The sequence below is a fragment of the Actinokineospora cianjurensis genome (assembly GCF_003663795.1).
Classification (GTDB): domain Bacteria; phylum Actinomycetota; class Actinomycetes; order Mycobacteriales; family Pseudonocardiaceae; genus Actinokineospora; species Actinokineospora terrae.
Window position 1 is genome coordinate 490,059 of sequence record NZ_RCDD01000003.1, and the last position, 21,356, is coordinate 511,414.

The following is a 21,356-nucleotide window of genomic DNA, read 5'->3' on the forward strand; positions in this document are numbered from 1 at the left end:
CCGATCCCCAGCCGACCCGTAGCGTCTAGGGGCTGTTAACCCACGGTACCAGCGCGCGCACTCTCAGCTCCGCGATTTTCGGCTAGGCCAGCAATGCTGCCGCGCCGAGGGCGATGACCACCGGGATCTGGCCCGCCGCGAGGAAGGTGGCGCCCAGCAGGAGGGCGTCGGGCCCGCGCGCCACCTGCACCACGAGTCCCATGGGTACCAGGACACCGCCGAGGTCGACCACGCCGACATTGGCGAAGTCGATGGGGTCGCGGGTAACCGACCGCACGGCCGCGGCGGCCGCTAGAGCTACCGCGACCAAGGATGTGGTGTTCCAGTCGATGCCGAGCGCGGTCACGGCGGCCAGCCACAAGGTGGAGACAAGAGTCAGTACGACGGCCGCGGTGAGCTTGACGGCTAGTGTGGAGTTGTTGAGCCAGCGGCGAAGTCCTGGTGTGCGGCGTAGTTGGGCGACGGGGGCGGCGAACGGGATCGCCGCTAGGTAGGCGCCGATGGCTATCCACCAGACGGGCGGTACGGCGGGGAAGACGCGGTGTAGGGCGGCCGCGATAAGAGCGATCAGCGCGGCACCTACCAAAGCCCTCGGACGCGCCAAGAGTCCAGCGAACAGGTAGCGGAGCAGGATGGGCCTACCGGCGAAGATCCTCGGTAGGGCAAGAGGTTGCGCTGACGGGAGCAGGCCCCACACATCCAAGAACGCCACCGAGACGCGTTGGGTCATACGGGCGGCGAAGTTGCGGACCAGTTCTTCGCGGCTTGCGGTCTCGGCCAGCGAAGTCTTGCGTAGCAACAAGAAGCCAGCGACAGCGGCGGCTACGGCGGCAATGGCGAGCGGGATCTCGAAAGCGGCGTAGGAGCCCAGGGCCGCCAACAGCAACGGGAGGGCGCTTTCCCATACCCCAGGTGAACGGACGCGCGCGACGGACAGTGCCAGGAAGCCGAAACCGGCGAAAAGGACAGCGGTGTAAGGGATCCCGTGCCAGCCTAGGACCGCGCCTGACACGGCCGCGCCATACGCGAGTGCGGACCACCTGGCTGCCCATCCGAGCGTGAGCCGTCTACCCAGTACGGCGGATCTTGGCGCGGTCAGGTCGTCCCAGGTCAGTTTCGCCGGGTCGGCCCAGAGGTAGCCGCGACCCTGGGTCGACCACCAGGCCACGGCGACACCCAGGCACATCACCACCAGGGCGGCATTCGGCGCCGGGACGGTGTCGCCCAACAGAGCCAGGCGGGTGGCATCGGACTGGTAGAACGGCGCCCCACCAATACCGACTGCGAGGACGACCCCGAGGGTCCGACTTGCGGTGTCACTCACCCGAGGTCGATTCGAGTGGCAGCTACCCGCTCAGCCAGGGAACTGTGGTGGCTCGCGACCACGACAGCGGCTCCTCGGCGGGCATCGGCGGCGATGAGGGTGGTCATCCACTCGCGGCCCGCGGTGTCGAGGGCGCGTTCGGGCTCGTCCAACAGCAGGACGTCGTGGGAACGGGCCACCGCGCCGATGAGCAGCAGGCGTCGCCGCTGCCCCGCCGAGAGATCGATCGCCGGGACGTCCGCCCGCTCGTCCAGCCCCGCCGCGACGAGCCACTTCGGGACGCCGCGGCTGTCCACGGCGGGGAAGGAGCGCAGCAGGAGGTCGAGGTGCTGGCGGGCGGTCAGGTGGTCGAACAGGGCGGAGTCGTCGAGCACCACCGAGACCTGGCGGCGGAACCCGACCTTGCGCTCGTCAGGCGCGGAGCCGCCTACCCGGACGATCCCGGCTGAGACCTCGTGCGTGCCATAGAGACAACCAAGCAGGGTGGACTTACCGGAGCCATTGCGGCCGGAGAGCACAACGCACTCCCCCGACCCCGCGGTGAAGCTGACGCCCTCGAACAGCACCGCGCCACCCACCCTCGCGGCGATAGCCAGCGCCTCAACGCCCGTCCCTCCCACGGCCACCACCGTAGGGCCTGCGGTGACAGTGGCGCAGAGTGGACACCCACCCGCAAACGTCAGGTGGGGCGGTCTCGGGTAAGAGGCCGCCCCACCTGACGAGGACTAGAGGGCCTTCTCCAGCTTGGTGGCGAGCAGCCGGACAAAGCGGGTGGGGTCGGGCAGGTCCCCGCCCTCGGCCAGCAGGGCGGCGCCGTAGAGGAGTTCGGCGGTGTCCGCCAGGTCGGGGCGCTGCTCGGCGTGGGCGGTGCGCAGGGCGGTGACCAGGGGGTGGCTCGGGTTGAGCTCGAGTACCCGCTTGACCTGGGGCATGTCCTGGCCCATCGCCCGATACATCTTCTCCAGGGTGGGGGTCAGGTCGTACTCGTCGCCGACGACGCAGGCCGGGGAGGTGGTCAGGCGGGAGGAGAGGCGGACCTCCTTGACGGCGTCGCCGAGCTGCTCGGTCAGCCAGGACAGCAGGCCGGAGAACTCCTCCTCGCGCTCCTTGGCGGCTTCCTTGTCCTCGTCGGCGTCCAGGTCGACCTGGCCCTTGGCGACCGACTGGAGCCGCTTGCCCTGGTACTCGGGCACCGAGCCGACCCACATCTCGTCGATGGCGTCGGTGAGCAGCAGCACCTCGTAGCCCTTGGCCAGGAACGCCTCCAGGTGCGGGGAGTTCTCCAGCGCCGCCCGGGACTCGCCGGTCAGGTAGTAGACGTGCTCCTGGCCGTCCTTCATCCGCTCCAGGTACGCGGCCAGGGTGGTCGGCCGCTCCTTGTCGTGGGTGGAGTCGAAGGAGGCGATGTCGAGGATGGCGTCGCGGTTGTCGGCGTCGTCGAGCAGGCCCTCCTTGACCGCGCGGCCGAACTCCGACCAGAACGTGGTGTAGGACTCGGGCTTGTCGGCCATCAGCGACTTGACCGTGGCCAGCACCTTGCGCACCAGCCGCCTGCGCATCAGCTGGATCTGCCGGTCGCGCTGCAGGATCTCGCGGGAGACGTTGAGCGAGAGGTCCTGGGCGTCGACCACCCCCTTGACGAAGCGCAGGTACTCGGGCATCAGCTCCTCGCAGTCGTCCATGATGAACACGCGCTTGACGTAGAGCTGCACCCCCCGCTTGCGGTCGCGGGTGAACAGGTCGAACGGCGCCCGCTTGGGCAGGAACAGCAGCGCCTGGTACTCGAACACGCCCTCGGCGGAGAGCCGGATGGTCTCCAGCGGCTCGGTCCAGTCGTGGCTGACGTGCTTGTAGAACTCGGTGTACTCGTCCTCGGTGACCTCGCTCTGCGAGCGCGCCCACAGCGCCTTGCGGGAGTTCACCGTCTCCGGCTCGCCGCCGCCCTCGGGAGCCATCCGGATCGGCCAGGTGATGAAGTCGGAGTAGCGGCGCACGATCTCGACGACCTTGCCCCGGGAGGCGTAGTCGTAGAGGTGCTCCTCGGTGTCCTCCGGCTTGAGGTGCAGGGTCACCGCGGTGCCCTGCGGGGCGTCCTCGACCGGCTCGATGGTGTAGGTGCCCTCGCCGGTGGACTCCCAGCGGGTGCCCCCGGTCTCGCCCGCCTTGCGGGTCAGCAGGGTCACCTTGTCGGCGACCATGAAGCTGGCGTAGAAGCCGACGCCGAACTGGCCGATCAGGTCCTGGCCGCCCTGGTTGTCCTTGAGCTTGCGCAGGAACTCGGCGGTGCCGGACTTGGCGATCGTGCCGATCAGGGTGACCACCTCGTCCCTGCTCATCCCGATCCCGTTGTCGCGCACGGTCAGCGTCCGCGCGCCGGGGTCGACCTCCAGGTCGATGTGCAGGTCCTCGGTGTCGGCGGCCAGTTCCTTGTCGCGGAACGCCTCCAACCGCACCTTGTCCAGGGCGTCCGAGGCGTTGGAGACCAGTTCGCGCAGGAAGGTGTCCTTGTTCGAGTAGATCGAATGGATCATCAACTGCAGCAACTGGCGAGCCTCGGACTGAAACTCGAGCGTCTCGACATTCGCGCTCACGGGAAACCTCTCGTCCGGCCTGCGAAACAGCGCGGGCATCGTAGCGAAACCCGGTCGTGCCGCCCGCGGTTCCACGCCGCCGCTCACCCGTGTGGCACAGCTCTCGTCGGCCAAGTAGGGCCCGGGGGCCGTACCCACTCCCCTTTGGGTGCGGCCCCCGGTCCCGCGGGCGGCGTGGGCCCGCCGCCCGCCCCCAGGTCAGGGCATGCTCGTGGCCAACTCGACCAGCGTCGTCTCCTGGACGGTGCCCGACAGCGCGAAGATGGTGCCGTTCGGGGTGAGCCAGGTGAGGCGGCTGCCGTCGCAGATGATGGAGACGCGGTCGAGGACGCCGGTCGAGGACTCGATGGTCGTGTTGACCCGGTAGAAGCTGTCGGTCCGAGGTCGTGCCCACTGCGCCGGATATGAACCGATCTCGGTTGTCTCCACGTCGCCCGCGCCCACGGGGTGCGGGTCCATGCGCATCGGCGGTGGGTAGAACTCCAGGGTGAGCATGTCCTCACCGCGGGTGTACTGGACCATGGCGGCGGGCTTGTTCGTGCTGGTCGGCCGGGTGAAGTACTGGTGCGCGGTCCACATACCGAGGTCGGCCGGGGGTGACCAGCCGGTCTCGACGGTCATGTCGGTGCGGGAGACCACGTCCATCGCCGCCCACGCGGAGCAGTCGCCCGCGTTGGGGCCGGGGCGCGCGCCCGTGCCGTCGGTCTCGACGCGCAGCAGGTCGTCGGCGTGGACGCTGAGCACGAGCACCGCGGCGACGGCCGCCGCGGCCAGCAGGACGCGGGTCCGGGGCGGCCGGGGGGCCCGTTCGGCGGCCTTGGCCACGATGGTCGCGACCGCGCGCGGGGACGGCGGGCGGTCCATGGCGCGACCGAGTTCGACCAGGTCCCTGCCGAGCAGCCACTCCTCGTGCTCACCCATGTCGCCGCTCCCCCGCCATCTCCGGTTCCACCAGGACCCGCAGCCGGGCCAGCGCGCGGGAGGTCCGCGACTTGACCGAACCGCGCGGCCAGCCGAGCACCTCCGCCGTCTCGGCCTCGGACAGGTCGAGCAGGAACCGGCACCCGAGCACCTGCCGGTCCTTGTCCGGCAGCGTGCGCAACATCGCCAACAGCCTCTTGTCCCGCTCGGCCACCAGGACCACACCTTGCGGGTCGAGCACGTAGCCGTCGGCGCGCAACTGAGCGGCCCGGAACACCAGGCCCGCCCTCCGCACCCGCGACCGGTAGGAGTTACGGGTCAGGTTGACCACGATCCGCAGCAGCCACGGCCGAAACGCCGAGTCGGCCCGGAACTGCGCCAACGCGTTGTAGGCACGCACAAACGCCTCTTGGACGACGTCGTCCGCGTCATCACCCGCCCCGGACACCAAGGCGAGCCGGTGCGCCGCAGAGTGATGCCGCCGCACAATCTCGGCGAACGCGCCCAAGTCCCCGGCGCAGGTCCGCGCCACCAACTCCCCGTCCTCGTCCGTGACGCCCCCAACCCTCGGCGTTGTCGAACCCCATGCCCGCTCTTACACCAGGCACGTCGGGTTGGTTCCACTTGGCCGGGCCCCGCGAACGGGACCCGGCCAAGGTTGTCTAACGCAAGAGCTCTCGCATCTGGTCTATCTCGGCTTGCTGCGCATCGATGATGCGCCGCGCCATGGCCTTGGCGTCAGCGTTGACGCCCTCGGCGAGCTGAGCACGGGACATGGCGACGGCGTCCTCGTGATGCGCGGTCATGAGGGTGAGCCACTCCTCGTCGAAGTCGGCGCCAGTACTGCCCCGCAGCCGCGAGTCGTCCATGTGGCCGCTGTGGCCGTTCTGGGGGGACACACCCCAGTCGTCGAGCCACCGGGTGAGGGCCGTGATCTCGGCGTCCTGCGCGGCCGCGACCCGGTCGGCGAGGGCCAGCACCTTGGGGTTGGTGGTACGCCCCGCGGCGAGTCCGGCCATGTCGACGGCCTGCTGGTGGTGCGGCACCATCCCCCGCGCGAACGCCACGTCGGCCTGGTTGTGATCCGGCTGCTCTTGAGCTGAGCAGGCGGGAAGAGCGATCAGGAGGGCGAGCGCCAACCTGACCAGGGGTTTGCTGGTCATGAGGTTTCCTCTGTGCTGGGCGGACAGGTCGGGACGAACCCGCCCGTCAGCGCCTGGACACGCAGAGGGTGAGGAGTAACCGGCCCGGCGGTGGCGCCCTGGGTGCCAGGGCGACCACAACGCCGGAAGATCGCCGAGCCGGGGCGGTGGTCACCGCGGTTCCCAGCACCAGCCACAGCATCCCGAGGCCGAGCGCGGCACCGAGTACAGCGAGGCACAGGTGCAGCAGGTCGTGCGCGGGCACCGGTTCCTTCGGTACTTCGGTGTCTACCGTGAGAGCGGCCGGTTCTGTGGTGTGCATGGCGTGGGAGCCCGGGTGACCGGTCGAGGTGGGATGGTCGGTCAGGTGGTGCATGCCGACCACGCCCAGCAGTAGGGCGCTCAGCAGCACCCACCGCGCTATCGACCGGTCCACCCGGGCAATCTAGCCAATCTTGATGACTGGGGCGACGCTGGGGACGCCTGCTGCATCTAGGGCGAAGAGCAGGTAGTGGCCCGGTAGGGCGACACCTCGGTCAGTCGGGATGGTGAGTTGGTAGGCGTTCTGGCCGACCGAGATCGGGGTAAGAGGGATGCGTCGTTGGTCGTTGTCGACGGAGTGGGTGGAGGAGCTGGTGCGGACCAGGGCGAAGCTGGTGACCGCGCGGTCGGAGGTGACGCGGATGGCCGCGCCGTTCGCCGCAGTCGTGGGCGCGGTGGTGATGGTCGGGCGGGCCTTGAGGGAGCCGTCCGGGTTGAGCAGGTAGGGCGGGGTGAGGATCTGGCCGTCGAAGTGGTTGGTGGCGCAGTTCCCGCACAGTCCGCCGCCGCCGGAGAAGACGCGGCCGTCGGGGAGGAGGTTGGCGACGCTGTGGTAGGTCCGGGGGACGGCGACCGGTGCTAGAGCGGTGAAGGTGCCGGTAGCCGGGTTCCACAGCTCTGCCGTCAACACGGCGGTCTGGTCGCTGAACGGCACGGGCCGCTGCTGACCTCCGATGACGACGACCCTGCCGTTCGGCAGGACGACGCTGTTGGCGAACGCGCGCCCTAGAGCCATATCGCCGACTCTTGCCACTACCGGGCTGGAGCCGTTGATGTCGACCGTGTACGCGCGAGTGGTCGCGTCAGCGTCCTGGTAGGCGGTAGCGCCACCGACGGTCAGGATCTTGCCGACGTCGTAGAGGACGGCGTTGCCGTTCATCGCGTCCTGGCTGTCGCCGCGTAGACCGGCGTTGACGACGGACCCGTTGCCGGTCGTCGTGATCCAGTGCATCTGCTTGCTGGGACCGGCGTGGAAGAGCCGCCCGCCTGAGGCCGCGAACAGCCAGGTGTGGTTGTCAGCGCGGTAGGCGCCGCGCGGGTCCGCGGTGAAGAACGGGTCCGCGGGGATACCGGGCAACGTGCGCCACGAGTTCGTAGTCGGCGAGTAGACCTCCGCGGGCCTGGGTCCACCCTCTAGCCCGCTCCACGAACCGCCGACGGTGAACGCCTCACCGGTGGCCAGGGTGGTCTGGCCCTGGTAGCCCCGGGCGACGTTCATCGGGGCCGCGGCGGTCCAGGTGTCGTTGAACGGGTCGTAGATGCTGGCCTTGTCCGCGTTGCTGCCACCGGTGACCAGGACGCGCCCATCGGGCAGGGTCGACGTACCGGGGCAGAACATGTCGTGGCCGGTGTTGTCGATGCGGCGCTGGGTGACCTGACCGGTGGTGAGGTCGTAGATCGCGGTCTGGGTGTAGCCGTTGGCGCCGCCGAAGGTGTCCGCGGCGTAAGCGGACCAGGTGAGCAGCTTGTTGTTGGGCAGCAGGGCCGAGGCGACCGGGACGATCGGGAACCCGATCATCGGCCCCCACGACCCGACCGCGCTGGGGTCCGGCGCCGGGGCCGGGGTGAGCACGTTGATCTCCGAGGCGGTGGTCCACGGTCCCCGGTTGCGTGCCTCGGATAGCGCTGTCAGCCGCACATAACGCGCCGTCACCGTTGCGCCGAACATGGCCGTCTGCACGTTGGAGCTATCCGGCCAAGTCCCGTCTGCCTGGAGGGCTCCGAATGTGACACCGTCATTGCTGACGTGCACCTGGTACTGGCCGATGTTGCCGTTGCCGTCGTCGCCGCGTGGGATGACGGAGATCCCGGCGACCGACCGCGCCGACTTCATGTCGATCGTGATCCAGTGCGGCAGCGGTGTCGTCGTCGAGTACCGGGAGTGCCAGATCGTGCGGCCGTTGCCGTCGAGGACGTTGCTCGCGCGGCCGTTCTCGCTGACGGTCTCCTCGTCGCTGGCCACCGCCGTCCACCCGGTGCGGGGCAGCGGCGCGACCGAGCCGGGCGCCGTCGACGGGCCGTAGCCGTGGAACTCGGTGATGGAACCGGCCACGGTCAGCCTGATGTAGCGCGCGTTGGTGCCGGTGAACCGGGCGGACTTGGCGCTACCGTCGGTCGCCCAGGTGCCCTGCGCGACGGGGGCGCCGAACGTGGACCCGTTGGTGCTCAGCGCGACCGCGTAGGTGGTGATCCTGGCCGTCGCCGGACCCGGGGTGACGGCGATCGCGGACACCTTCTGCTCGCGCTGGAGGTCGACGGTGAACGTGTGGGTGCCCGTGGTGGTCGCGCTCTGCCAGTACGTGCCGAGGCGGTTGTCCAGGGCATCACCCGCCGGGTGGCCCGCGGCGGACGACGACGCGGTCGCGACCCAACCGGTACGCGGCAACGGCGGGTCGACCGTGGTCGGCGAACCCAACAGCTCGATCTCGGCTGCGGTGGACCACGGTCCGCGGTTACCGGCCTCGGTCAACGCTGTCAGTCGCAGGTAGCGCGCGGTGGTGGGTCCGACGAACAGGGCATGCTTCAAGGTGCTGTCATCGGCCCAGCGACCGGATGACACTGGTGCACCGAAGGTAGTGCCATCTGTGGAGGTCGTGATCCGGTACTCGCCGATGTAGCCGTTGCGCGTCGACTCCGGGCGCGGTCGGTAGACCAGTCCGTTGAGGACGGTCGGCTGCTTGAGGTCGATGGTGATGCTATGCGGGAGCGGGGTCAGCACGTCGTACCTGCTGTACCACCTCGTCGTGGGGTTGCCGTCCAGCACGTTGCTCGCGCGGCCGTTCTCCCCCACGGTCTCCTCGTCGCTTGCCGTGGCAGTCCAACCGGTACGCGGCAGAGTGACCGTCTGCGGTGGCGCTCCCGGGTCGCCGAGTAGTCCGATCTCCGCCGCGCTGGCCCATGAACCGCGGTTGCCCGCCTCGGTCAGCGAGATGAGCCGAACGAACCTGGCACCGCTGACCGCGAAGCTGAAGGTCTTCACCGAGGGATCATCGGCAGCGGTACCGGCCGCGACAGGGTTACCCCACGTCGTGCCATCCACGCTGAGGCGAACCTCGTAACGGCCGATGGTGCCGTTGCCGCCACCAGGTCGAGGTGTGTAGACGACACCGGAGAACCGTTGTGTGGCCTTGGTGTCGATGGTGATCGATTGCGGTAGCGGGGCGGGCGCGGTCCACTGGCTGTGCCAGAACGTCGCCGGGTCGCCGTCGAGGACGTTGGCCGCGCGGCCGTTCTCCCCGGCGGTCTCCTCGGTGCTGGCGACGGCTTCCCAACCGTCGCGCGGTAGCTCTGTCGCCGTCGGGATCAAAGCGTCCGCGTTGGCGACAATGTGTTGGTGGTCAAGAGGATGCGAGTCCGGATGTTCCTCCAGTGATTGCATGAGGTAAGGGGTGCAAACAACCCCGACTGCCAGTGCCACGACTAATCGGCCGACGCGCATGATCGTCTCGTCGTCGACATCCGGAGATCATTACCAGGTGAGACCCAGCTCACGAAACCGCTACCCCTGTGGGGGCAGGGGTAGCGGCTGATCGGCGCAACATCACGGCAGCAGGGTGAGTCCCCCGGTGCCGTCGTTGACATACCGTTCCGTGACGAGCGTGTAGTCCGGTTGCGGCACACGCACCGTCAGATCCGGGTACTGGTCGCCGTTGTGGTCGGCAAGAGCCACCACAAAGGATGGTCCAGGACCGCTGACCGAACCGAGACTCCGGGCCGGTTTGCCCCCGCCGAACAGCAGCGAGGCCGATCGGTTGCCGCAATTGAGTGCGGCGAGCATGTCCTGACCACCGTCACCGTCGAAGTCCGCGAACACGTGCTGCGGTAGGCCATCACTGCACACGTCGATGGATCCCGGCACGAGCCCGCCCGCGGCGGTGTTGTCGAACGAGCGCAGCCGGAAGCTCTGGTCACTGTAGAGCCAGACGTCCTGGCGGCCGTCGCCGGTGAAGTCGACCTGGCGGATGAACTTGGGGTAGTTGACGCCCTGGTACGTTCCGAGGACATCGGCGGCGTACCCGTTGGGGCGCAACGCCACCAGGGAGTACTCCTCACCCCAGAAGTTGGTGGCGACGATCTCCTTGGTGCCGTCACCGCCGAGGTCGACGATCTCGCCCATGTCCGGGCAGTAGGGCGCATACACCACCGGTGACTCGTACCGGTGGTAGGTGGCGCTGCCGTACCCGCCGCCCGATTGGCCTGGCTCCACCAAAACGTCGCAGTAGTTGTCCCACGCCTCTTGGAAGGTGACCCGGTCAGCCAACCCGTCGCCGGTGACGTCACCGATGACCGGTTGCGCACGACCTCCCGCAGCGGCGTCGACGGGGACAAGGAGCGGAGCGAGTGCGGCCAGTGCGACCAGCGCCAGCTTCCGGAGTGCGGGCATCAGGCCACCTCGGTGAAGGCACCGGCACCGTCGTTGTGGAAGCGCCGGATGGTCGTGGGGCCGTCGCCGCTGGTGATGACGCCGACGTCGAGGGCCTCGTCGCCGTTCTGGTGGTTCGCGTAGACCTCGTACTGGAGGATGCCCTCGTCGTCGCGGGCGAAGGTGACCGGCGGCTTGCCGTTGCCGAAGTTCAACTCGGCGGTGGTGTAAGCGAAGCCGCATTGCCTCGACAGCAGCAGGTCTTGGCCACCGTCACCGTCGAAGTCCGCGATCACGTGCTGCGGGATGGGGCGACGAGAGCAGACGTCGATCGCGCCGAGCTCCAAGCCGCCCGCGGCGGTGTTGTTGAACGACTGCAACCGCACGCTCTGGTCGGAGGACACCCAGATGTCCACGCGGCCCTCACCGGTGAAGTCCGCGGTCCGGATGGTGCTCGGGTAGGCCAACCCCGGGTAGGTCGTGACCAGCCGGACGGTGTTGGCGCTGGTGTTCTTGCGCAGCACCACGAACGCCTTGCTCGCGTCGCCCCAGCTGAAGCCGGTGGTGACGATCTCGGGCTTGCCGTCGCCACCGAGGTCGACGACCACGCCCATGTCCGGGCAGTACGGCGCCGCGACCAGCGGCGAGGTGTAGCGGGACTCGACCGGCGCGCCGAGGGTCCCGTTGGCGCGCCCGTAGGCGACCTTGACGGTGCAGGAGTTCGTGGTGCCGTTCGGGCCGAGGGTCACCTGGTCGGCGATGCGGTCCCCGTTGACGTCACCGCGGAATGTCCCGGCAGCGGTGGTCCCGGCCTCCGCGACACCCGCGAGGGCAGCGGGCAGTGCGAGCGCGACGAGGGCGGCTAATGCAGCGGTTCTGAGCTTGCGCATGGTCTCCCCATGAATCGGCGACGGCCCGGCCGCGGCTGCGACCGTCCACCGCCAAGATCGCCCACACCCACCCCGGCGTTGGGGCTGATGCGCGGAGTTCGGCCACCCGGGCTACGAACTCGCCCCACCCACGAGCGAACGGCCTTTCCGGCTGCCCAGGACGGTCCACGCCGCCCTACCGGCGGCGCCGAGACCCAGGACACCGACAACCCCGAGCGCAACCCGGAAATCGACGACAGCGACCAAGGCCGCGCCAAGCGCCTGGGTGAGCGCGTTCGGCGCGTACATGATCAGCTGCACGGTGCCCGTGATCCCGGCGATGAGCAGCATCGCGCCGCTGCCGAAGCTCGATACCACTACCGCGCCGCGGTAGAGCGATGCGTTGCGGTTGCGGAGTACAGCCCCTATAGCCACTGTTCGATAATGCCAGCACCCGTACGGTCCACGACGGGGTACGGGACCGCTGGTCGGGGATCTCGTGAACATCAGGTGCGGGGGCTGGTTCCCACGGTAGGGGCGTCGTAGGAACGAACGCATGACTCTGCAACGAAGGACCTTCCTCATCGGTGGTCTTGCCAGCGCGGGGGTGGTGCTGGCGGGTTCGACCGCGGCCACCGCGGTGGCGTACCCGTTCACGCTGGGCGTGGCGTCCGGTGAGCCTGCCGCGGACGGTTTCGTCATCTGGACCCGGTTGGCGCCCAGCCCGCTCAACGCCGATGGGCTCGGGGGCATGACGGGCGCGGACGCCGCCGTGGAGTGGCAGGTCGCCACGGATGCCAACTTCACCCAGATCGCCGCGTCTGGCACGGTCGCCGCCACCCAGGCGTGGGCGCACAGCGTGCACGTCACGCTGACAGGGCTTCAGCCGGGCCGCGAGTACTGGTACCGGTTCCGGGCGCTAGGGCACATCTCGCAGGTCGGTAGGGCGCGCACGGCCCCCGCGGTGGGGTCGTCCCCGGCGCTGACGATGCTGTTCACCTCGTGCTCGCACTACGAGGCCGGGTACTTCACCGCGTACCGCAGGATGGCCGAGGAGAACCCGGACCTGATCCTGCACCTGGGCGACTACATCTACGAGGGCGGCGCGGGCTCGGGGGTGCGCACGCACCAACCGTCCGGGGAGATCACCAGCCTGGCCAACTACCGGGTGCGGCACGCGCTCTACAAGCGCGACGTGGACCTACAGGCCGCGCACGCCGCCGCGCCGTGGTTGGTGGTGTGGGACGACCACGAGGTGGAGAACAACTACGCGAACCTGGTGCGCGCGGACAACTCCCCCGCCGGTGGTGACTTCGCGGCCCGGCGAGCAGCGGCGTACAAGGCGTACTACGAGCACATGCCGCTGCGGTCCGCGCAGGCGCCGTCGGGGTCGAACCTGCAGCTGTACCGACGCCTGCGGTGGGGCAGCCTGGCGACTTTCCACATGCTCGACACCCGCCAGTACCGCGACGACCAGGCTTGCGGCGACGGTACGAAGCTGTGCCCGGCCGCGGACGACCCCGGCCGCACGTTGACCGGCGCGGCGCAGGAGTCCTGGCTGCTCGACGGCCTGGGGCAGCGGCTCGGCACGTGGGACTTCCTCGGGCAGCAGGTGTTCTTCGCGCAGAAGCTCGCAGCGGCCGATGGGTCCAAGAGCATGGACTCGTGGGACGGCTACACCGCCAACAGGGGCCGTATCCAGGCCGGTTGGCAGGCTCGCGGTAACACGCCGGTAGTGCTCACTGGCGACGTACACCGCCACTGGGCGTCGAACATCATGGACAACTACGCCACGCAGAACAAGGTGATCGGCACCGAACTGGTCACCACGTCTGTCACCTCCAGCGGTGACGGCAACGCGGCCGAGACGGGCACGTCGAGCCTCAACCCGCACGTGAAGTTCTACAAGAACCAGCGCGGGTACGTCCGCACGGTGACCACACCGACGCAGATGACCGTCGATTTCCGCGTGCTGGACAAGGTAACCGTGCGCGATTACCCCATCAAGACCGCGCAGAGCTACGTGATCCAGGCAGGCACCCCCGGCCTGCAGGCGCCGTGAACAGGAGAACCATGCGTGCACTAGTCGTGGCGGGCGTTACCGCCGTCTGTTCGATCCTGTTCGCGGGCAACGCGCTCGCCGACGGCACGACCCCGGCCGACGTCACGTGGGTCACCGCGAACTCGGTCGCCACCGGGGACCAGGACAACTCGGCCGTTGCCACTGTCCGAACCGGTTACACCGCGGTCGTTTGGGAAGACGACCGCGATGACACCAACCCGACCGACGCGGTCCACAGCGAGATCTTCCTTCGCCTGTATCGGGATGGTGTGTCGCTATACGAGAAGAAGCTGTCCGCGGGCGGGACGGGCAATTGGCGTCACGTGCAGCCGGATGTCGCGTTGCATGAGGACGGTAGTGCTGTGGTGGTGTGGTCGGAGGACCCGGATGCCAACGGGTACTACAACATCGCCGTGCGCGTAGTGAACACCGCCGGAACTGTCACCGGTTCCGCTACCGCGAACGCCAGTGCTGACGGCCAGCAGCTCAACCCGTCGGTCGCAGCCGACCCGGATGGCCCGGCGTTCGCCGTCGCCTTCGAGGACAAGCAGGGCACCGCGGCCGAGACGGTCCGCCTGTCCGGCTTCGCCTCGGTCACTTCCAAGACCTACGAGGTCCAGGTGAACAACGCGGGCGGCACCCACCAGCGCCCGGACGTCGCGATGGGCGCCGCGGGCAACGCCATCGTCGCCTGGGACGAGGACGGCGACGCCAACGGCTCGTTCAACATCGGCCGCAAGATCGTCACCCCCGCCGGTGCCGTGAAGCTCGCCCAGGGCGTGGCCAACACCACCACCGCGGGCCAACAACGCCGCGCCTCGATCGCCGCCAACTTCAACGGCGACTTCGCCATCACCTGGCAGTCCGACGCGCAGACGGCCGCCAGGTCCTTCACCGCCACCGGCACCCCCCGAGCCGCCGCCGAGACCCTCCTCCCCGGCACCGACCCCCAGATCGGCATCGACGACCAACTCGCCGTCGTAGTCACCTGGACCGACGCCGCCGACATCTACGCCCAGGGCCTCAACCCCAACGGCACCACCACCGGCCGCCTCCCCCGCCTCCGGGTCCACACGGTCATCACCGGCACCCAAACCGAACCCGCCCTCGCCGTCAGCCCCTTCGGCCAGATCACCCTCACCTACACCGACGACAACGACGGCAACCTGTTCGACCAGATCTACCTGGGCACCGGCCTGATCAACTCCACCTGGTAGGCCATCCCAAACCCACGCACCCGGCCACCCTCAGGGGTGACCGGGTGCGCGCGTGCTCGGACCTAGCGAATAAGGACGGGCTTAGTGACTCACCCGGGGGTGAGGACTCACCACGCCCAGGGCTTCTCATGCCCAGCCGTGCTTAACGGGCTAGACCGTGCCTAGAGGTTTGTCTGTGACTAGGGCTTGCCTGGGTCCAGGAACGCCGATGGGGCGCACCCCGCGCCGGGTGCGCCCCATCGGACCGGTGGGGTCAGCTCAGGGTGATCCTGGTGGAGACCCGCTGGACGGGTGCGTCGGGGTAGGTGATGGACACGGTGGCCGTGGTGGCGCCGGTGGGGCGTTTGGCGGTCTTCCAGAGGACCACGAAGGAGTCGCTGAACGGGTCGTACAGCGGGGCGGTGGGGCGCAACTGCTGCACGCCGTCGACCGACACCGAGATTCGGCCGCTGAGCATCAGCAGGGCTGAGGCGAGGGGCGGGATCGGGGTGCCGTTGGCGTCGACCAGTTGGAAGCGGATCGGGACGATGTCGCCTGCGCGGACCGGGCCGGTGGGGGCGAGGAACTTGACGCCGATCTGGACCACCTGGGTGGTGGTGCCCGCGCTGGCGGTGAACGACGGTGAGCCGCTGTAGTCGGCGCGGACCTGGTGCTGGCCGATGGTCAGTGCCGACACCGGGGCGCTGGTGGCGGTACCGCCCACGAGCGCGACCGGGGAGCCGGACGGGCGGCCGTCCACGACGAACTGGACCGTGCCGGTCGGGGTCGTGCCCGCCGGGCCCGCGACGCGGGCGGTGAAGCGGACCTGGCCGCCGATCACCGACGGGTTCGGGTCACCGACGACGGTGGTCGTGGTGGCGGCGGCGAGGACCTTCAGCTGGAACGTCTTCGTCACCGACGACACCGCGTTGGTAGCGGTAACCGTCACCGTGAAGATGCCCGCGGCAGCGGGGGTACCCGTGACGCGACCGTCCTGGCCGAGGGACAGGCCCTGCGGAAGGCCGGTAGCGCTAACGGTCTGCGGCGAGCCCGTGATGGTCAACGCGCCCGTGTAGGGCGAACCGACCCGGCCATCCGCCAAGGTCCCCTCCACGGTGACCGGCGCGAGCACCGACACCGTTGCCGCGGCCGTCGAAGGCTCCAGTGCGTCCGAGCCCGAGTAAGAGGCCGTGACAGCGCGAGAGCCGGCAGGCAGCGTCGTCACCTTCAGGACGGCAGTACCGTCGGCAACCGGGGCCTGCCCGAGAACCGTGGCACCATCGCGGAAGGTCACCGAGCCGGTCGCAGCAACGCCACCGCTAACGCGTGCCGACAACGTCACCTCGGCACCAACAGCGACCGGGTTAGGTGTCGCCGTCAATGCGGTAGCGCTAGCGCCCTTCGCGACGCGGATGGTCGCAACGGCCTCGGTGGAGCCGAAGCTGTTGGTCGCGCGAACGGTGAAGGTCCGCTCGCCTGCCTCGGTAGGCGTACCGCTGATGACGCCTTCCTCGCTCAGGAACAGCCCAGCGGGCAAGGTGCCGGAAGCGAGCGTTACCACAGCCGGGCTGCTGAGGGAGAAGCCGAAGGTGTAAGCCTCACCAACAGTCGCCGGGGTGGGGGTGCCGGAGATCGCGGCAGCGCTACCGGGCCGGATGCCGACCAGGACCGGGTCGTGGTCGCTGGTGCGGAACCGGTCCGGCGCATAGAGGGACTCGATCTGCGCCGCGGTCTTGAAGTCGGTGTTGTAGTCGAGCACCGACGGCTCGTCGGCGTTGGTGTGCGCCTCGCCCGCGCCGGTGACCTGAGGGGCCAACGACCGCGATGCGAGAGCGTGGTCCAGGTAACCCCACTGGCCGTCGAACACGTAGGAGTACGCGTCAGCGCCACCGTATGCCTTGGCCAGGTTGACGTAACCGGCCTGCTCCAGGACCGCGATCGGGTCCTCACCGGCGTAGGAGTTGAGGTCGCCGACGATCAGGACGTCCTCGTCGCCCGCGGCGGGGACCACGGTCTCCCGCAGCCACCTGGCCAGCTCGGTCGCCTGCGCGGTCCGGCGGACGTTCCAGCAGCTCTGTCCGTCACCCTGGTCGGTGTCGGGACCGCTGGTCGGGCAGGAGCCCTTGGACTTGAAGTGGTTGGCCACCACGGTGAACCGGGCGCCGTCGGCGGTGGCGAAGGTCTGCGCCACCGGACGCCGCTCGAAGACCGCGTTCTGGTCGACGGCGGTGGTGCCCGCGACCGGGCTCACCCGGTCGGCGCGGTAGAGCAGCGCCACCTTGATCGCGTCGGTCCCGGCCACGTCGACCACGCCGGTCGCCGCGTCGGAGTCCACGTAGGACCAGACCGCGGCACCCTCGGCGGCGTTGAGCGCGCCCACCAGGGCCTGGATGGCGCTGCCCTGGCCGTAGCCGTCGTTCTCCAGCTCCATGACCCCGGTGACGTCGGCGTCCAGCGAGCGGATCGCGGCGACCTCCTTGGCGAGCTGGCGCTGGTACTCGGTGTCGTCGCCCGCGCCGCGGCAGTCGGTGACCGCGCCCTGGGTGCCGAGCTTGCAGCCGGTGTAGGTGTTGAAGAAGTTCAGCAGGTTCGCGCCCGCGACGTGCAGGGTGGCGTTACCCGTTTCAGGGCGCGCGGTCGGACGCTGGTTGACCGCGTCGAACACGGCAGTGCCACCGAGCGCGCCGATGGGACGGAGCCGGTAGGCGTTACCGCTGGCCGCGTTGCCCGCCCAGGTGTAGGTGAGGACACCGATCGGCGCGGTGACCGAGTCGCCGCCGCGCAGGGTGTTCTGCGCGGACAGCGGCTGCCCGCCCCGGCCGAAGACGATCGGGTCGGGGTTCTGGCCGTTGGTCGCGTCGTCGATGATCAGCCGGTTGAGGTTGTTCTCGGTCTGCTTGGCGGCGACGGCGGCCTGGTCGGTGGCCCGGATGACCGAGGTGGGCTGCTGCAGCCGACCACCGGAGGACACCACGACCTGGCCGAACCGGCCGAGCTGGAAGTGCTCGGTGACGGTGAGGGTCTGCGCGACCTTCACCAGCATGCCCTCGACGCGCTCCAGGTCGGTGGCGTTGGGCAGCGGCAGCGTCACCGCGGTCGGGGTGACCACGGCCTGGGTGCCGCAGCGCTGCACGCCGGTGGTGGCCGCGGTGATCTGCGTCTGCCCCTGGAACTCGGAGGCGACACCGGTCACCTGCACCACGTCGCCGTTGGCGACGAGGTTGGCGCCGTTGTCGAAGACGAAGACGCCGTCGGAGGTGGCGGGGTCGCCGTCTCCGCTGTCCTGGAGGTAGAAGCCGCGCAGAGCGGGCTGTGCGCCTTCGTAGTCACCGACGACGGTTCCGCGAACGGTGACGGTCTGCCCTGCCTTGGGCGTGATGTCAGTCGTGCCCTGGACCGAACCGATGGTGATGACCGGAGTGGAGCAAGCCGGGCCTGCGCCAACGGCGACGGTGGCGCCCACGGCCTTGCGCTGCCACTGCGGCAGTTCCTTGGCGATGGTGCCGTCACCGTAGAAGACGGTGTCACCGTCGTCGGTCAGGACCTGCACGGTGGCGGTGTCCGTGAGCGGGTTCGGGACGTCGACGATGACCTCGGGCTTGCCGACCGGGGTGAACGCGTCGAGCGAGCCCGCGCGCGGCTGCGGCTGGTGGGTGGCGTCGCCGTCCCAGGTGAAGAACTTGTACTCCCCGGCGGCGCCGGTGCCCGCGTCGGACGGACCCGCGATGAGCAGGTACTGGTTCGCGGCGTTGCGGCGGATCTCCCGGATGCCGCGCCCGCCGAGGTCCCAGCGCAGGGCCTGGCCGAACGAGGCGGTGACGCCCGTGGTCGGGTTGGCGGTGACGAGCGCGGCGGCGTTGGTCACCGGCACGACGATGGCCTTGCCGTCGCTGGTGAGCGGGCCGCGGAAGGCCAGCAGCAGCGTGGTGCCGTCGGCGGCGAACTCGGCGCCCTCGATGTTGACACCGGTGGGGCCGCCCGCGCCGTCGCCCTCGGGGGCGCGGGTCGCGGCGGCGGCGATGCCCAGGGTGTCGCCGTTGGCGTGGTCCCAGGCGATGAGGTCGTCGCGCAGGGTCTGGTAGCTGCCGCCGAGGGCCAGGGACGCGCCGGTCCCGGTGCCGGTCACCGTGGTGGTGAACAGCTCCTGGCGGTTGAGCCGGGTCTTGGCCGAGGAGTTCTGGCCCTGCGAGCCGATCCAGAAGATCGTGTCGCCGGTGCGGGCCGATGCCTCGATGTCGATCTCACGGGTCACGTCGGTGTCGCGAAGGGCGAGGCCGGCGGCGCGGACGTCGAACGCCTGCGCGGGGTAACGGGAGTGCTCGCGGTCGTAGACGCGCAGCACGTTGGTCTCGTCGTCGGACACGACCATCGCTCCACCACCGAGGTCGATGGCGGTGCTCGCGTCGGCGGCGCCGTAGTAGCTGCGCTGGCCCGCGGGCAAGGCAGCGGAAACAGCGACAGGAAGGGTCGTCGACGCGGTAGCCGCACCGTCGGAAACGGTGACAGTCAGCGTTGCACGGCCCACGGCGGCGGGAGTGAAGGTAAGGGTGCGGACATCGCCGCTGCCGGTAGCGCCACCGGTCACGATGGCCGGGTCGCTGCTGGTGACGGTAACGGTCAGCCCGCTGGACGGGGTCTCGGCGTCGCCAACGGTCACGGTGCGGACGGCGGGCGGGTTGTCCAGGTCGGCGACAGTCAGCGCCAACTCCTGGGTGCCGGTGATGGTCGGCGGGGTGTTCACGGTGCTCGCGATGGACACGGTGACGGTGCGGCTGTCGACCTGGCCGCCGGGACCGGTCACGCGAACCCAGTAGGTGGCGGTCGCGGTCAGCGCGGACGTCGTGAAGGACGCGTTGGTGGCACCGCTGACGGGGTTGGCCGTGTTGCCGGAAACACCGGCGTACCACTGGTAGCTCAGCGGACCCGTGCCCGAGGCGGTGACGCTAAGGGTCGTGGTAGCGCCAGAGGCGACCGTCGCGTCCTGGGGCTCCGCGGTGATCGCGGGCGCCGAAGTCGAGGCGGCCGGGGCCAGCGCGACACCGCGCAGCACGGTGTTCGTCGCGGCGGTGCGCAACGTGGTGGACGTGGCGGCGATGGGGGCGGCCGCGGCGGCGGTGTCGTCGACCTTGACCAACGCGTTGGTCGTGGTCGTGGCGAAGAGGGTCACGCTGGAGCCGGTGACCTCACCGGTGATGCCGCGCACGGCGCTGTTGGCCGGGCGGAACGAGCCACGCGCGGTCCAGGCGGTGCCGTCGCTGGAGAACTTGAGGATGCCACCGGTCGCGGAGTCGTCCGCGACGTAGATGGTGTCGACACCCGGGACGGCCGGGTCGCGATCCAGCGCGGCCAAGGCGTACGGGCTAGGGACGGGAACGGTCAGCGCCGGGGTCTGTCCACCGGTGGTGGGGAGACCCGTGCCGACGGAGTAAACGCCGGTGGTACCGCTACCCGTGCTGATGTAGAGCTGCCCGCCCGCGACAACAGCCGCGCGGATGTTCGTGGGCGCGGCGGAGTTGATCTGCGTGGACGCGCCGGTGGATCCGAGTGCTGCCAGGCGAACGCCGCCGTTGGCGCCAACGACCCAGAAACGCGAACCGTCGTCGGTAACCGCACCGCGAACGTTGTTGGCGCTGAAGGTGTCGGTGACGGTCGTGGTGGTGTCGACCGCGCCGGAGCCGTCGACGCGGGCGACGACCCGGTTGACCGCGGCCGAGGTGGTGCCCGCCACGCCCGCCGTGCCCGGGTCGGCGTCGTAGCCCGCGATGGTCAGGTAGCGGCCGTCCGCGGAGCGGGCGAGGGCGCCCTCCGAGGTGGCCGAGCCGCTCAGGGTCAGGCGCTTGCCCGCGCCAGAGGCGGTGGGCAGCGGCACCGACTGCACCAGGGTGCCGGACGGGGTGAACTCGTCGAGGAAGACCGCCGTGGCCGCACTGCTCAGCGCGCCGTCACCGGTCCCCACCCTGGCCACCACGATGTTCCCCGGCGCGAACCCGACAGCCGCGGCGGACTGACCGGTCACCACGGCGACGACGGAGGCCGCCAGCGTGGTCACCACCAGTCCGCCGAGGAGACGTCGCGGACGTGAGCGCACGTCAACTCCTCTTCGTTCACAGATCTCAACCGACATTGCCGGCTGAAAGTAGATCGTGGAACGAGGGGGCGATAGACCTGTTCGGGCAACGTTCAACAGGCGTGCATCCACCGTCCGTGGCGGTGAACGCCCCACCAACCCCGTGCGGTCAGTCCCGGCGCTGCAACAGGCTCGGCCCGATGATCCGGCGCACTACCCGGCGCAGCAACGGCTTCTGCTCACCCGTCGCGCTTGGCGCTACCGGAGCCACTGGCGTGACCGGCGCTACAGGCGGTTCGACGTCAACGGTCGAGGCAGGCTCAACGGGCGCGATGACCTGCACCGGGCTCGGAGAAACCGGTGCGGGACCAGGAGCGAGCACGGCACCGATAGCGGGAACGGGGCCAGGAGGTGAAACGCTCGCGGGGGGTGCGACGACACCGTCAAGGGGAACGTCAGGGCCGGGGGGCACGACAGGGGTGAACAGGTCCCGCTGAGGC

At 69.6% G+C, this 21,356-nt stretch carries 14 protein-coding genes; 2 read left to right on the top strand and 12 right to left on the bottom strand.

Annotated elements, in window-relative coordinates; genetic code table 11:
• Positions 1 to 82: 82 nt before the first annotated feature.
• The 11 genes from CLV68_RS21840 to CLV68_RS21890 all read right to left on the bottom strand — a co-directional run bounded on the left by CLV68_RS21840 (position 83) and on the right by CLV68_RS21890 (position 11,966).
• Positions 83 to 1,324 carry a DUF6297 family protein gene (locus CLV68_RS21840; protein WP_121392754.1) on the bottom strand — a complete coding sequence of 414 codons (1,242 nt, stop codon included), beginning with the start codon at positions 1,322 to 1,324 and terminating at the stop codon, positions 83 to 85.
• Complete coding sequence (locus tag CLV68_RS21845; protein ID WP_246010035.1) at positions 1,321 to 1,944, bottom strand: ABC transporter ATP-binding protein; 624 nt, start codon at positions 1,942 to 1,944, stop codon at positions 1,321 to 1,323. Before CLV68_RS21845 ends, CLV68_RS21840 begins: the two co-directional genes overlap by 4 nt.
• A gap of 105 nt (positions 1,945 to 2,049) precedes the next feature.
• Positions 2,050 to 3,954, bottom strand: coding sequence for a molecular chaperone HtpG (htpG, locus tag CLV68_RS21850; RefSeq protein ID WP_121392755.1), 1,905 nt, complete (start codon positions 3,952 to 3,954; stop codon positions 2,050 to 2,052).
• A 159-nt stretch (positions 3,955 to 4,113) separates the two neighbouring features.
• Positions 4,114 to 4,836, bottom strand: coding sequence for a hypothetical protein (locus CLV68_RS21855; protein ID WP_121392756.1), 723 nt, complete (start codon positions 4,834 to 4,836; stop codon positions 4,114 to 4,116).
• Positions 4,829 to 5,368 (bottom strand): RNA polymerase sigma factor, encoded by a 540-nt coding sequence (locus CLV68_RS21860; protein ID WP_211346712.1) that lies wholly within the window; start codon positions 5,366 to 5,368, stop codon positions 4,829 to 4,831. Before CLV68_RS21860 ends, CLV68_RS21855 begins: the two co-directional genes overlap by 8 nt.
• A gap of 130 nt (positions 5,369 to 5,498) precedes the next feature.
• Positions 5,499 to 5,999 carry a DUF305 domain-containing protein gene (locus CLV68_RS21865; protein WP_121392758.1) on the bottom strand — a complete coding sequence of 167 codons (501 nt, stop codon included), beginning with the start codon at positions 5,997 to 5,999 and terminating at the stop codon, positions 5,499 to 5,501.
• Between the two features lie 46 nt (positions 6,000 to 6,045).
• A complete protein-coding gene (locus tag CLV68_RS21870) occupies positions 6,046 to 6,414 on the bottom strand; it encodes a DUF6153 family protein (protein WP_147460100.1) in 369 nt (122 codons plus the stop codon).
• Positions 6,415 to 6,423: 9 nt separating this feature from the next.
• Complete coding sequence (locus tag CLV68_RS21875) at positions 6,424 to 9,606, bottom strand: discoidin domain-containing protein (RefSeq protein ID WP_211346713.1); 3,183 nt, start codon at positions 9,604 to 9,606, stop codon at positions 6,424 to 6,426.
• Between the two features lie 234 nt (positions 9,607 to 9,840).
• Positions 9,841 to 10,683, bottom strand: a complete 843-nt coding sequence (locus tag CLV68_RS21880) for an FG-GAP repeat domain-containing protein (protein ID WP_121392760.1) — start codon at positions 10,681 to 10,683, stop codon at positions 9,841 to 9,843.
• Positions 10,683 to 11,552 (bottom strand): FG-GAP repeat domain-containing protein, encoded by an 870-nt coding sequence (locus CLV68_RS21885; protein ID WP_092774468.1) that lies wholly within the window; start codon positions 11,550 to 11,552, stop codon positions 10,683 to 10,685. Before CLV68_RS21885 ends, CLV68_RS21880 begins: the two co-directional genes overlap by 1 nt.
• 111 nt (positions 11,553 to 11,663) lie before the next feature.
• Entirely contained in the window at positions 11,664 to 11,966 is a 303-nt protein-coding gene (locus tag CLV68_RS21890; protein WP_147460101.1) for a hypothetical protein, read from the bottom strand.
• Positions 11,967 to 12,087: 121 nt separating this feature from the next.
• Here CLV68_RS21890 and CLV68_RS21895 point away from each other — a divergent pair, with 121 nt between their 5' ends.
• Both CLV68_RS21895 and CLV68_RS21900 read left to right on the top strand, forming a co-directional pair.
• Positions 12,088 to 13,593, top strand: a complete 1,506-nt coding sequence (locus tag CLV68_RS21895) for an alkaline phosphatase D family protein (RefSeq protein ID WP_121392762.1) — start codon at positions 12,088 to 12,090, stop codon at positions 13,591 to 13,593.
• 11 nt (positions 13,594 to 13,604) lie between these two features.
• On the top strand, positions 13,605 to 14,810 hold the full coding sequence (locus CLV68_RS21900) for a hypothetical protein (RefSeq protein ID WP_121392763.1): 1,206 nt from the start codon (positions 13,605 to 13,607) through the stop codon (positions 14,808 to 14,810).
• 253 nt (positions 14,811 to 15,063) lie between these two features.
• Here CLV68_RS21900 and CLV68_RS21905 read toward each other — a convergent pair whose 3' ends face one another.
• Positions 15,064 to 20,877 (bottom strand): ExeM/NucH family extracellular endonuclease, encoded by a 5,814-nt coding sequence (locus tag CLV68_RS21905; protein ID WP_121392764.1) that lies wholly within the window; start codon positions 20,875 to 20,877, stop codon positions 15,064 to 15,066.
• Positions 20,878 to 21,356 lie beyond the last annotated feature (479 nt).

What these genes read in the sequence shown, in the direction of transcription:
- htpG (WP_121392755.1), bottom strand. Translation starts at nt 3,954, where the DNA reads ATGCCCGCGCTGTTTCGCAGGCCGGACGAGAGGTTTCCCGTGAGCGCG.
- CLV68_RS21855 (WP_121392756.1), bottom strand. Translation starts at nt 4,836, where the DNA reads ATGGGTGAGCACGAGGAGTGGCTGCTCGGCAGGGACCTGGTCGAACTC.
- CLV68_RS21865 (WP_121392758.1), bottom strand. Translation starts at nt 5,999, where the DNA reads ATGACCAGCAAACCCCTGGTCAGGTTGGCGCTCGCCCTCCTGATCGCT.
- CLV68_RS21880 (WP_121392760.1), bottom strand. Translation starts at nt 10,683, where the DNA reads ATGCCCGCACTCCGGAAGCTGGCGCTGGTCGCACTGGCCGCACTCGCT.
- CLV68_RS21885 (WP_092774468.1), bottom strand. Translation starts at nt 11,552, where the DNA reads ATGCGCAAGCTCAGAACCGCTGCATTAGCCGCCCTCGTCGCGCTCGCA.
- CLV68_RS21895 (WP_121392762.1), top strand. Translation starts at nt 12,088, where the DNA reads ATGACTCTGCAACGAAGGACCTTCCTCATCGGTGGTCTTGCCAGCGCG.
- CLV68_RS21900 (WP_121392763.1), top strand. Translation starts at nt 13,605, where the DNA reads ATGCGTGCACTAGTCGTGGCGGGCGTTACCGCCGTCTGTTCGATCCTG.